Annotated in this window: 12 protein-coding genes; all 12 read right to left on the reverse strand. The window is 36.0% G+C overall.

Annotation, left to right across the window (positions count from 1 at the left end):
- Positions 1 to 73 precede the first annotated feature (73 nt).
- Positions 74 to 232 (reverse strand): hypothetical protein, encoded by a 159-nt coding sequence (locus EKH84_RS22115; protein WP_013657372.1) that lies wholly within the window; start codon positions 230 to 232, stop codon positions 74 to 76.
- Positions 233 to 955: 723 nt separating this feature from the next.
- Positions 956 to 1336 carry a VOC family protein gene (locus EKH84_RS14485; RefSeq protein ID WP_013657373.1) on the reverse strand — a complete coding sequence of 127 codons (381 nt, stop codon included), beginning with the start codon at positions 1334 to 1336 and terminating at the stop codon, positions 956 to 958.
- A gap of 90 nt (positions 1337 to 1426) precedes the next feature.
- Positions 1427 to 2776, reverse strand: a complete 1350-nt coding sequence (locus EKH84_RS14490) for an FAD-binding oxidoreductase (protein ID WP_013657374.1) — start codon at positions 2774 to 2776, stop codon at positions 1427 to 1429.
- Positions 2777 to 2831: 55 nt separating this feature from the next.
- Entirely contained in the window at positions 2832 to 5075 is a 2244-nt protein-coding gene (locus EKH84_RS14495) for a copper amine oxidase N-terminal domain-containing protein (protein ID WP_127066846.1), read from the reverse strand.
- Between the two features lie 161 nt (positions 5076 to 5236).
- Entirely contained in the window at positions 5237 to 6775 is a 1539-nt protein-coding gene (locus EKH84_RS14500; RefSeq protein WP_013657376.1) for a penicillin-binding transpeptidase domain-containing protein, read from the reverse strand.
- A complete protein-coding gene (locus EKH84_RS14505) occupies positions 6762 to 8132 on the reverse strand; it encodes an FtsW/RodA/SpoVE family cell cycle protein (RefSeq protein ID WP_013657377.1) in 1371 nt (456 codons plus the stop codon). The genes EKH84_RS14500 and EKH84_RS14505 overlap by 14 nt, the downstream gene beginning before the upstream one ends.
- Before the next feature lie 12 nt (positions 8133 to 8144).
- On the reverse strand, positions 8145 to 10472 hold the full coding sequence (locus tag EKH84_RS14510) for a U32 family peptidase (protein ID WP_127066847.1): 2328 nt from the start codon (positions 10470 to 10472) through the stop codon (positions 8145 to 8147).
- Positions 10473 to 10510: 38 nt separating this feature from the next.
- Entirely contained in the window at positions 10511 to 10885 is a 375-nt protein-coding gene (locus tag EKH84_RS14515; protein WP_013657379.1) for a cell division protein ZapA, read from the reverse strand.
- A 63-nt stretch (positions 10886 to 10948) separates the two neighbouring features.
- On the reverse strand, positions 10949 to 11944 hold the full coding sequence (gene ruvB / locus EKH84_RS14520; protein WP_013657380.1) for a Holliday junction branch migration DNA helicase RuvB: 996 nt from the start codon (positions 11942 to 11944) through the stop codon (positions 10949 to 10951).
- Positions 11945 to 11957: 13 nt separating this feature from the next.
- Positions 11958 to 12551, reverse strand: coding sequence for a Holliday junction branch migration protein RuvA (gene ruvA, locus EKH84_RS14525; protein ID WP_127066848.1), 594 nt, complete (start codon positions 12549 to 12551; stop codon positions 11958 to 11960).
- Positions 12552 to 12766: 215 nt separating this feature from the next.
- Complete coding sequence (locus tag EKH84_RS14530) at positions 12767 to 13012, reverse strand: DUF896 domain-containing protein (protein ID WP_013657382.1); 246 nt, start codon at positions 13010 to 13012, stop codon at positions 12767 to 12769.
- Positions 13012 to 13806 (reverse strand): glutamate 5-kinase, encoded by a 795-nt coding sequence (gene proB / locus EKH84_RS14535; protein ID WP_127066849.1) that lies wholly within the window; start codon positions 13804 to 13806, stop codon positions 13012 to 13014. Before proB ends, EKH84_RS14530 begins: the two co-directional genes overlap by 1 nt.
- Between the last annotated feature and the right edge of the window lie 14 nt (positions 13807 to 13820).

A 13820-nucleotide genomic window follows, 5' to 3' on the forward strand; every position in this document is an offset into this window, starting at 1 on the left:
TCCATGGTTACCCTTGAAGTCTATGATAAAGCTTTAATCTTCTCCTAAAATGCTCCTTGATTAATAATCTAAATTAATCGATCATTCCTGCAGAGGCATTGTATCCATCTTTAAATCCAGCTATAAAACTATTTGATGCATAAAAAATTGCATATCCAATCGCAAATACTATACATGTCAAACCCACAAAGTAAATAAATTTATTAATAAAATACTTGATTCTATCTTTCATATAGCCCCCCTATATTTACAAGAATATATCTTATATAAATTATAAACTTTGTTTTTAAAATATTCAAATAAATTATTACTTTTAGGTCTTCTTAAAAAACTCAAGTGAAAACGTTGCCTGATTTTTATTCTTGTTAGTATAGTTAAATCTCCTGTATCTTACGAGCTTATAAATAAATCTTTAACTTTTTATTAGGGAATTGTTTTTCTCCTAACATATATATAAGAGTAAAGGTAAATCAAATAACTTCCCACGGCAAATCACCACAGCATTAACCTGAGGAACTGACCGGGTCGACCAAGTCTCAATCTATTGTTATAGGTACCTCTGGCTCTAAGGAAAAGGTTCACTTGTGCGCTGTACGGGAGGCGCCATCCTATAAGTTGTCAAAAAAGCTTTTACATCTTTTATATCTAAAGAAAGTCTTAAACCAGAGTCTTAAAGCCTTAGCTTCCTCATACATAAGGGTGCACCGGCTAAGACTATTAAGAGCTCCTCACTCCTTGGTTTAACTTTTATCTACTTACCTTGCAGCCATAAAGAAGTATTATGTGCTGAGGAGCCATATGACGCCCTTTCGGAGGCTTGGTAAGCATGGAAAAGTTATTCATAAGTGGCTGGATCAAAAAATGCAACCTTGCATCAATCGCAAGGTTGCATTTTTTTGTATTATTTTATTATATAAAGATATGGACCTCATCTTACCTTATTTACTAAAGCCAGTTACTTGTCTTCTCTTAGTAGATAAGTATTGCCTTCTATATCCTTGAAAGAAAACATACTTCCATAAGGCATTTGCATTAATGGACCTACTTCAACACCTTTGCTTTTCATTTTTTCATAAGCAGTAGCTATATCTGTCGTACTTAAAATAATGCTAGGATGGCTCACATTAGCATCTGCTTTTTGAGCTAACATCGCCTTCTTATCATAAAGTACAAAAGTTGTCTCTGCCCCTATTCTAGGCGCTACCTCTATCCATTTAAGTTCTGGGCCCATTTGCTGTTCAAAAGTTACAACAAACTCTAATTGGTCACACCAAAATCGTTTAGCCTCTTCTTGATTATTCACATATATTGTTATTTTACCTATTTTATGAATCATTAATTGACCTCCATGTTGTTTTATTCTACTGTCTTAGTAGTGTAACTCAAAGCACCTTTTGTTGCAAAGGATACTTCCTTTCTACTGTGACTATTTTCTAATACTTTGAGGAAAAGAAAAGCAATTTTCTGGGTCATACTTTTCCTTGATCTTTCTAAGCTGGTTAGTATGAGTGCCAAAATAAGCTGTTTCATAATCAGCTATTTCTGCTAGTGGAAAATTCACAAAAGCACCTTCTGTATAACCTCCTACTTGTTCCAGCTGATTAAGTACCCACTTTCTATTAACAGGTGCTGCTTCTTGATCTTCCCAGACAGCTTGTAAGCCAATAATAGCTTTTGCATCACGATAATAAAAGGCTGCCTTTTCTTTAGGCACCTGTGCTATTTTGCCTCCCATACCATAGAACGAAAGTGCGGCGTAATAAGCGCCTTCAGGTTTTACCTCTACCAAATTAATCAACGCTTCTATTTCTTCGTCTTGTAAACGCCTCATTAAAAAACGCCCATTGGATTTATACTTTTCATAAGGTGGATGACTATCTTGAATGATTTGATTCACTTTTAAAATAGATGCCTCTTCTAATTTTAAAACCATAGAACATGCTATACTCTTAAATGGCATTAATAATTCATGCGCCAATGAAGCATCTCCATAACAAATACCCGTCATAAAGATACCCTTGCCTCTTTCATCCGAATGATAAATGCTCATTTTTAAATTCAAACGCGAATCCAAGGTTTCAAAGGTTTCTTGCCAAGTGGCTATGATTTGCTTTTTTTCTACTAGTGTACTATTAGGAAAGTCTAAATAAATCCAAGTCGCTAAGTCTACCTTTGCTGGGAGCTTATAAACAAGCTTGGTAACTACACCAAACTGCCCTCCACCTGCACCTTTACATGCCCAAAATAATTCTGGATTTACCTTTTCATTGGCTACAAGTATTTTTCCATAAGCATCTACTAATTCTAATTCTAAAAGTGAATCTGCTGCTAGTCCTAAAAACCTAGCTGAATAGCCCCAGCCTCCACCAAGTGTTAATCCTGCTACTCCTACAGTCGGACAACCTCCCCCTGGAAAAGGATAGCCTTTTTCTCCTAAAGCCTTATACAAGGCTTCATTTCTAACACCACCTTGAATCGTCACCGTTTGCCTATTTTCATTGACTTCAATAGCGTTCATTTCACTGACATCAATGACTATAACCTCATTTCCATTAGAATATCCCTCATAGTGATGTCCCCCTGAACGAATACGCAAATCATAATGATGCTTTTTGGCATAAGCAATGGTTGCTTGTATTTCTTCTTCCTTTTGGCAATAAACAATAGCTAAAGGATACTGTTCTATTCCTCTATTCCAGCCTTGTCTACAAACCTCATATTCAAAATCATCTTTTGTGATTACTTTTTTAGCTAAAGCTTTCATCTCTTGATTCATGATAATCTCCTTTCCATTCTTCAGCCTATGAACAGTTTACCTGTAGGACTTTTAATTACCACTGGCTTTTTGGAATAAATCCAAGCAGTACCGGTGCAGAAGAGCCATTTGGTAACATATACTCAAGTACTCTTGTTTCTCCTTTTTTAATAACACCTAGTAAAACTGCTTTTTTGTTTTGTCCCATAAAATATCCTGCATTTGGCGCCAGGTAAGTGTCTGTATCTACCCATTTAATTGCACCTCTAAAAACATCAGCCCTTGGATTTAAAATAATCCCTGTATCTTCCTGAGCCGTTAAGGTAAGTCTATAAGTCACACCAAAGTTTCCTTTATTTTGAATCCATTCTCCTGTAATTGCATCAGCTCCTGATACCCATTCTTCTGGTGTTTCACCTAATACAATTTGTGTTGATTTACCTTTTTCTATATCTAAATCATAATAACGTACAGTTCCTTCAAAGGTACCTCTTACGTGAATACTCTTATCTAAAAGAGGCAATGTATCTAATTGATTTAGATCATCTGTTCTATCCATAACAGCGGTTGTTAATTGAACTGTACCATTAGTCTCTAAATTCATAATTCCTGAAATACATTGTTCCTTAAGCCAAGTCTTATTTTTTGAATCATATAAAGCTACTTTTTGCCCCGGGGCAAGTGTAATGGTTCTTGATGAGTTACTTTTCCAATAATCATACAGTACCTGCTGGCCTAAGTAAAGTACATCTTCTACTGGTCCTTTTATTACCTCTTGGCTAATACGTATGGTAATAGGCTCTTCTTCATTATTTTCTGCAACTAAAACAAAACGTTTTTCGGAAGCTACATTTTCATTAAACCCATTAATATGGTGTAAAAGCACTCTTCCTTCACCAGTAAAATCACCTTTATATAAAATACCATTTGTCGTTACAACCTCTGGCGAATCACTCATCCATAAAGTATCTTTATTTTGCAACTGACTTTTAATGGTTGCTGTCTTATAATTTCTGTAGTTAATTCCTTGATAATTATCAATAGTATCTCCTATTTTACCTTGAGTAAAATGATAAGCCCATTCTGTTTGCTTTATTTCTTTTGTAATATGTACAGTTGTTTGCATCTCTTCACTTACTTTACCAGCTACATCTGTAAGCTCCAGCGTAACGATATACTCACCAGGAGCAAAGAAGGCATATGGCTTTGTAATAACAGCTTGATTAGATGCTTCATTTACACTACGATAAGTCCATCTTTCCTTAGAAATACCTTCCCCTTCTTCATTGTCATAAGTATAATCAAAACTTAAAGCTTCCCCTTGAGCATAGCTAGTTTTTTGTGTGCTAAAAGTCGTTATAACAGGTGGCTTATTCGGTATAATAACTAAGCTTTGTGCATAAGCACTACTCCACAACCCTTTTTCATCCTTTACTTTTAATGTGAGTTCATAAGTACCTGCTTTAAGATTTTTAAGTAAGCTACTCACATCTTGGCTACTACCTTTACCGCTTAATTCCCAATTTCTAGCTACAATCCGATCACCATCTTCATCATAACTATCTTCTATCAGTTCTATGGTTTCACCTTCTGAGTAACTTTCCTTTTTAAAACTAAAATGTGCTGTAGGCGCTTTATTAGATGTGGTTATTTCTTGCTTTTTACTCAGCATCACTTGCTTTTGAGTATGATGATAATCTACTTGTAAACCAAAGGTCTCACCTAAAAACCTAAGTGGTACTAAAGTCGTACTTGCCTCAATGACTGGTGCACCATCTAAATCAACTTTTTCACCATTAACAATAGCTGTATTTTTGCCTACTTCTAATATAACACGCATTCCCACTTTATGAATAACGATCTGTTTCTGCGAATGATTAAAGTCCACTTGTGCTTTCAATATATTTTCAGCTACAAAGCGCAGGGGTAAATAAGTTCTTTCTTTAATAATCTTCGGTGCCGTTTGCAATGTATAAGTTGTTCCATCTAATATAGCTTGTTTTTTTCCAATGGTCATGATGAGCTTAGATATAGTTTCATCCTCATTGACATGAAATGTCTCACCTATATCAGAAGCAGAAGTAGATTCCTCTTGTACCTGCTCTTCTTCATCTATCATAGATTCTTTGCTGCTTTCCTCTTCCTGTTTAACATGATCTTCTTGCACTGTATCTGCTTCTTCTTTTATTTCATTATCTTCTTTTATCTCCTTATCTTCTTGCTGGACTGCATTTACTTCCTCGGCATATATAGTAGATTGTATCGGCATACTAAAAGCCATTGTCATCCCTAGTAAAAGACTTGTCATTTTCTTGTTCATACCATGTTCTCCTAGCTGTCTATGTATAGTATCTGTAATATTATGTCATTTCATTATAGCATATCCGTTTATGATCTGGCCATTTTTTCATGATATGCTATTTTTTACCAATTTATTTTTAAAAAACAGGTGTTATTGTTTTTAGCAATAACACCTGTTTTTCATTCTTCACTATTACGATAAGCTTGTAAAATCTGGTCACATACTTTTAAAGCTTGTGCTCCTTTACCTCCACCTTCTACAACAACAGCAAAGGCAATAGGTGCTTTATTACCATTAGGGTCTTTGGCATATCCCATAAACCAAGAATGATCATCTTCTGTTTCATTTTGAGCTGTTCCTGTTTTTCCTCCAACAATAAGTCCTTTTTCAGGTAGGGAAACAGCTGTTCCATGGTCCACTACATTTTCCATAAGCTCTTGTAGCATTTTAGCCTGCTCCTCTGTCATTAGTGCGCCTGTTTGTTTAGGTCTATTATTAAGCTTTATAGTACCTGTTTTAGTCATAGAATACTCAATTAAATAAGGTTTCATACTTACACCATCATTGATAATAGCAGATGCCAATATTGCCATATGAAGAGGCGATGTTAGCGTTTTTCCTTGTCCAATAGCAGTAGCTGCTTTTTCAAAATCTGAGCTAATCACATCTGAAGTATTCGTAGCTCCTGCTTTATCTTGACTAGTAGCTAACGTGCTGCCTTTTTCATTTAAACTAAAACGGCTCATTGAATAATCCATATCAAAATTTAAAGGCCCATTATAGCCAACCGACTCTGCTGCTGCTTTTAAAGCACCTGCTGGCAAACTTTCTGCTAATGCAATAAAATAGGTATTACAAGACTTTGCAAAAGCTTCTGTTAAACCCAACTTACCATGTACTGCTTGGTTATAACACTTAATGGTATAATCAGTTCCACTAATACTTCCTGTACAATCATGGGTAAAATCTAACGTTTCCCCTGGATGTGTTTGCATATACGCTAAGGTAGTTACAATCTTGAAAATAGATCCTGGTGGGTATAGTCCTTTTGTTGCACGATTCACTAAAGGTGTATCTTCCGTATCTGTATTAAGCTTGGACCAGTTTTCTACTATTTTATTGGGATCAAAATGAGGTGTACTATACATGGCACGAATTTTTCCTGTTGTAGCTTCCATGACAACAACACCTCCCCTTTTGCCCTCCATGCCTCTTGCTACTGCTTCTTGGTAGCGGTGATCTAAAGTAAGTACGACATCTCTTCCTTCAAATTTCTTATTCATAAAGGCTGCTTTAAAAAGCGAGATAATATCATAACTTGGATAAAGTAATTGCTGATTTGCTAGTGCCTCAACGCCTGTTTTACCACTTTGTGCATAGCCAATAGGATGGGCATACAGGCTTTTATAAGGATAATAGCGTTCACCATCCTCTGTCGTTGTTGCTAATAATTCTTTAGTTGTCGTATCATAAATATTTCCCCTTATCACTTCAGATTCCAAACTATTTAACCTGGTATTTTGGGGATGAACAGCCATCTGTTTTTGTTTAAAAATTGTAAAATATACCATATAACCAATAAGCAGCGCAAATAGCATAATAAAAATTGCTGCTATGGTGTAAATCATTTTTCTATCTTGATTATTTTTTTTGCCTTGTTTCATTCTTTTATCTTCATTTGTATTTTTATTCTTATCTTTATTTTTACGCTTGTTCATCCTTTATCTCCTCCTTACTTTCATTCATTCGTCCTTTATAGGAGAAGTAGGTAATTAACCCAATCATACCCATACTTACCACCATTGAACTACCTCCTGCACTCATAAAAGGTGTGGTGATCCCTGTAAGTGGAATCAACTTAAGTACACCCCCTATAATAATAAAGGTTTGCATGGTGAAAATAGTGGCAATTCCAATGATAACAAGTCGGTAAAAAGCATGACTATAACGAAAAGCTACTTGCAAGCAAAGTAAAATAATGCCTAAATAAGCAAATAAAATGACAACACCTATGATATTTCCAAACTCCTCACAAGCTGCTGCAAATATATAATCTGATACGGCATAAGGAATTTTCCCCGGATTACCTCGTGTTAAACCACTGCCTAGCCATCCCCAAGTACCCATAGCAAATAAACCTTGTACTACTTGATAGCCATTACCAGTGATATCTGCCCAAGGATTGAGCCAAGCTGCTACACGTACTCTGACATGACCAAACAAGAAATAAGCCACCACGCTCCCTAGCCCTCCTGCTAAAAGGCCAATGCCAGGGAGTAAAAAGCTTTGTGTTGCTACAAATAACATCATTAAACTCGTCAGATAATACAAAAGTACTGCTCCTAAATCTTTCTGAAGCACTAAACAGCCTAACGACCCTAATACCACTAGCCCCGGAAAGATTAACCCTCGATAACCTTGCTTTTGCCGTTCACCATCACTTAAAGTTGATGCTAAAAAGAGAACTAATGCAACCTTTCCAATTTCTGAAGGTTGAAAAGAAAATCCTCCAATACTCACCCAATTCGTTGCACCTAATATTTTCGTACCGGCCACAAAGGGTAAGAACATTGTGATTCCCAGTACACCTAGATAAATATATTTATTATTAGGTTTAATCACAATGGAAAATAAACTTGGAAAAATGAGTGCAATAACTACTCCTATTATATAAGCTGCTATTTGCTTGGTAGCAATCTCATGATCTAGGCGCTCTAGTATCAAAAATCCGATATCTATTAAAAGGAACATGAGCTGCCATAATACCAGTTCATGATGTCTTTTCATTAACCGTAAAATCCATAAACATATAATGAATAAAACCAGTACCACTACTCCATTAATCCCAATGGCAATTTTCATAGCAGAGTCAGTTTGTTTACCCATAAGTATACTTACTCCAGCTAAATGAAAGCAATATAAACAAAGAGATAGGAATTTATTTTTCTCTTTTCTTGTTCCTAACGAATAATTGACAAAGGGTTTCATAAAACTAAAGGCTACTAGCATAAACAAAATACCAAAGCCAGCAAAAATATAGCGACTCAGTAATATCATTAAATTAAAGTACCCCAAAATGTTCCCTCCTTAAAGAACTGTTTTAAATCCTGTGCCTTTTAATGGCTCCTTAGTTCCAGTTCCAAAATATGCTGCTAATACAGCTTTTGTTTCCTCCAGCGTTTCATTAGTAAATTGTAAGCGTATACTAAAACTTTGCTTTAGTCTTTGAACCTCACTATTTTTTATGACTAATGGCTCATAGCTTAGTATTTGCATATAACAAGCCTTGCAGTCTGTTTGAATACGCCAAGAAGTTTGCTTACGATCTTCGATTTCAAATAAATGTTTTTCTTTTACTCCTTTTTGGCACTGTGGTGTTCCTCTTAGGACACATTGAGCGGATGTCATCATCGGCAATGTACCATAAACAATCTTTTCTTTATCACCAATAAGACCGTCTAGTTCTTCTCCTACTAACTCTACTGAAACGGTTACACGTGTAGTACCTCTCTCTTGCCATAAAGCAATCGTTTCGTTATTAGCCACATTCATATTATAATCAATAATAACTGCTTTTCCCAATCCATTAACGACCTCATATTCACCCATGTTTCGCACGACATAGCCTTCTATGTCTGACTCTGCCCAAGCTTTAATGACTTGATTATAAGCTTTATGACTCGTATCTTTCATAATAGCTGGCAAATTCAAGTAAAAAGCCTTCCCATAAGCCTTACAGCGCTCTAAGGCTATTCTACTTGTCACATCATCATAATGCCATTCCCAGTAAATTGCTGTCACTTCTTCTACCTGTAAGCAAGCTTCTAACTGTTCTAGACTCGTTACATGGCAGATAGCTATGGGGACTATGGCTGCTTTTCTAGATATCTCTTCATAAGCCTTATAGGGATGATTAACTTCATGACTAAGTAACTCTGCTTCCAGCTGATTAATACCTTCTCTTCTTATATGATTTAATTGACTGATCCCTATATAAGCATCTTCTGGCCACTGGATTGATACTTCCTCTACAAAAAAAGAAGTACTTCCTAATTTAGTAAGTTGCTTTAAGGCTTGCTCTTTGGTTACAGGATTATTTTCTGCTATTTGTAATACGTCTCCTTTGTAAACCACTCGATGATTCTCACAATTCAAATGGACTTCTAAAGGCTCACCTATATGGCCTATAATACTCAAATGAATAGGCAATTTCTTTTGTGGCCTTTGATAAGTTGCTTTTAGCTGTTTAAGGAGCTGATGATTTTTAGTCAGATAAACCTCACTGCCAGGTTCTACATAATAGTCAAAATGACATTTAATTTGACTTCCTGCGCTGCAGTCTTTTGTAATGCCTGTTCCTACACTTTCTTTACCTTTTCTAATAATCTCAAGTCCATCTCCTGGGTGTAAATCCCTTTCCAAACTGATAGTAGCCATTCCTGTTTTAGGTGCAAAATAAGTCACTTTTCCTGCTTTAATCCCTATATGCCTTGGACTATTAGGTGTAAGCATTTTTGCATTCCCACGATTATAATAATAACCTTTTGAAAATCCTCCTCGATTAAAGACACCTTTCATGATTTCCATATCTGCCTCAGTTACCTCATAAACTTCATTTCTAAGGGCTAAGTCCATATATTTACGATAGGTACCTACAACAGAAGCCACATATTCAGGTGACTTCATACGTCCTTCAATCTTAAACGAATGAATGCCTGCTTCCAAAAGCTGTGGTAAAAACTCAACACTACATATATCTTTTAAACTGAGCAAGTAACTCTCTTTTGTTAAAGCATTACCATCTTCTTTCAAAGTATACTTCATGCGGCAAGGTTGTGCACATCGACCTCTATTGCCACTTCTTCCTCCTATTAAGCTACTCATTAAGCACTGTCCTGAATAGCTATAACACAAAGCTCCATGAACAAAGGTCTCTACTTCTATATCACAAGTCTTAATAATCTCCTGAATTTCTTGAAGCTGCAGTTCTCTAGCTAAAACCACACGTTTAAATCCAAGAGATTTTAAAAACAAGACATCTTCTATACTATGAGCTGACATTTGAGTACTAGCATGCATACGTAATTGGGGAAAATAGCGCTTCACCATATGTGCTATCCCTAAATCCTGAATAATAATGGCATGAACCCCTACTTCTTCTAAATAAGTGAGATAATCAAATAACTCTTTCATTTCTTTTTGTTTCACTAAAATATTAACCGTTACATAAACACGGACTCCTCTTAGCTTTGCATAGTTTACGATGTCTTGTAGTTCATCTGTAGTAAAATTATCTGCTGCTTGTCTTGCATTAAAGCCTTTGCCTCCAACAAATAAGGCATCTGCTCCATTTTCTATAGCTGCTATAGCATTTTCCATTTTACCTACAGGTGCTAGTAGTTCTGCTTTCTTCAACTTGGTTCTCCTTTTCTATAAGCACAACAGGGGAAGTTTTATCTCCCCCTGTTTGTATGTTCTTTTTTCTTAAATTGTTCTGTAGCAGCTAATTGCTGCTTACTTTCTGTTAACTCTAAAGATAGTTCTTTCACCTTATCTTTTAGAGCTAGGTTCTCCCGATTGCATTTCTCTAATTCAGCCATATAACGTTCTAATTCTTGTTTACTTTTCACACACTCATCTGCTATATTAAGCGTCACCAACATATTCATACGTCCAGGATTAACGCGTTGTTTATGATATACTGACTGCACCTCATGTGTCTTTTCATTAATGAGCTTAGCCACTTTTTGCATGTGTTCCTCAGACTCTTCACCTTGAAGGGCATAAATGAGTCCACCAATCACCACTTCTACTTTGTTTTTTGACATGCATTTCACCCCATTACATGCAATTATTCTTGTCCCAATTATAGCATAACCTATCAAAAAATACTATAAGGTTTTTAACTCAAAGGTTTCATACGCTTTTGGTGCTAACATACGGCCTCTTGGTGTACGCTGCATATACCCTTGTTGAATGAGATATGGTTCATAAACATCCTCTAAGGTATCTCTTTCTTCACCAATAGCCGCTGCTAAAGTATCTAATCCTACAGGTCCTCCTTTAAACTGCAAAGCAATTGCCTGAATAATACGTCTGTCAATATCATCAAGACCATTACGGTCAATACTAAGTAATTCTAATGCTTTGGTACATACTTCCTCATCGATATGATTGTCGTATTTAATGAGTGCAATGTCTCTTACACGTTTTAATAACCTATTGGCTACCCTAGGTGTGCCACGACTACATTTAGCTAACTCTAAAGCCGCCTCCTCTGTAATAGGTGTTTGCAATATGGCAGCTGTACGCTTAAGAATACACCCTAATTCTTGCATGGTATAATACTCTAATCTCTGAATAATACCAAAGCGGTCACGTAGTGGTGAGCTCAGCATCCCTGCTCTTGTGGTAGCGCCAATTAAGGTAAACTTAGGCAAGGTTAAACGAATTGACTTTGCTGCTGGTCCTTTGCCTACTACAATATCAATACAATAATCCTCCATAGCTGAATAAAGGACTTCCTCAACATGGCGGCTCATACGATGAATTTCATCAATAAACAAAATGTCTCCATGCTGCAAATTATTTAAAATAGCAGCAATATCTCCTGGCTTTTCGATAGCAGGACCCGAGGTTACTTTAAACTTAACGCCCATCTCACTAGCAATTACACCCGCCATAGTCGTTTTACCAAGTCCTGGAGGTCCATAAAGGAGTACATGGTCTAAAGCTTCCCCCCGCTGCTTAGCAGCTTCGATAAAAATCTTAATGTTTTCTTTAATAGCCGTTTGTCCTATATAATCACTTAAGGTAAGGGGTCTAATATTACTCTCTATCTCGTTATCTTCTAGTTGTAAATCACTAGACATGATGCGTTTTTCCACGTTTCATCCCCCTTTACATTCCTAATAAGCTTAAAGCTTTTTTAATAAGTTCTTCACTATTTGCTTTATAATCATAAATAGCTTCTACCGCTTTTCTCGCTTCTTGAGCCGCATAACCTAAAGCCTCAAGCGCTTCTATAGCTTCTGCTTTGGCCGATTCATCCTTTAATCCTGTTTCAAGTAAGCTTAAATCTGGTTCAAATAATTTACCAATACTATCTTTGAGCTCTAAAATAATACGCTGTGCTGTTTTAGGCCCAATACCACTCACTTTACTTAGCGCCTTACTATCCTGATTTAAAATAATCTCTATGACTTCTTGGCTGCTATAAGTATTGAAAACTTGCATACCACCTTTAGGCCCAATACCACTCACACTAATGAGCTTTCTAAATAATTCTCTATCTTCCATATGGTAAAAGCCATATAGGTCATGACCATCTTCTTTAATATGCTCATGAATATATATTTTCACTTTTTCACGGGTGCCATTTAATTCACTTAAAGTACGACTACTACAAAATACTTCGTAGCCCACGCCATAAACTTCTATAACTAATGTATTCTCCCCAATATGCTCTAAGGTTCCAACTAAATAGGTGATCATGGGTTACTCCTTTTCCTTATCTATGTAGGTTCTCTACTTTTATTTTCTGGATAATACCTCTTTATTTTTCATTCTTTATTTCTTATTCATACTTCTTCCTCTATTATTGTATACTACAATACCTTAATTAGCAATTACGTTTCTTCAAGTGCTTAGGCGTAAAATAGCGATGGGATACGTGCCCATCGCTATTTTTCATCTTATTTCTTTTGCTACTAATGAGGTTTTTTATCACTTGGCATATATTTTAAAGGATGTAATTTGCCATCTGGCGTTTTAATCTTTGTATGCTCTAATTGACTTTTAAAATTACCTCTAAAAATGGCTAAATATTGCTGACGTAAGTGATCTTGTCTAATCTGTTCTTCAGCTGTTAAGCCTTCTTTTTTCTTTTTATGAGCTAGGGCATTAATTTCCTTAATTAATTCATCCATCTCCATAGATTTAATTCCTTTCTTCATTAAGCAGTAAACCACGTTCCTATGGCTTCACCACGTAGTATCTCTCTTAAGATTTCTATTTCTTCACCAGAAGCCACAATCGTTTCAGTACCACAAGCCTTCGCTATTTCAGCTGCTATAATTTTAGTAATCATGCCACCTGTTCCTAGATGAGAACCTGAACCTCCAGCCAATGCTTTGACATCCTCAGTAATATCATCCACCTGTGGAATAAGCGTAGCCTCTACATCCTCTTTAGGATTAGCAGTATATAGTCCCTCAATATCTGTAAGTAAAATTAAAAGGTCCGCATGAATGAGCTCTGCAACTGTAGCTGATAAGGTATCATTATCTCCAAAACGATAACCTTCAATTTGAGCTGTAGATATACAGTCATTTTCATTAATAATAGGGATGACACCTAAATCCAATAACGTTTCAAATGTATTTTTAGCATTGTTACTTTTAATAGGGTCTTCAATAACATCTTTTGTCAGTAGTATTTGTGCAATGACTTGATTATATTCATCAAAGAACTTTTGATACATTTTCATCAAGATAGCTTGTCCAATGGCTGCTGTAGCTTGTTTTAAAGGTAAGTCTTCTGGTCTTTTATTGCGACCAATACGCTGCATTCCAGCGCCAATAGCTCCTGAAGAAACTAAAACGATTTCTTTTCCGGAGTTATTTAAATCTGTTAAAACACGTGCTAGCTTTTCCATTTTATCTAAGTTAACTTTCCCATTTTCATGGGTTAAAGACGATGTACCTATTTTAATAATTATACGTTTTGCAGCTTTTACACTTGCTCTCATTCAATTCCCCTCAT

The organism is Cellulosilyticum sp. WCF-2, from assembly GCF_003990395.1.
Classification (GTDB): domain Bacteria; phylum Bacillota; class Clostridia; order Lachnospirales; family Cellulosilyticaceae; genus Cellulosilyticum; species Cellulosilyticum lentocellum.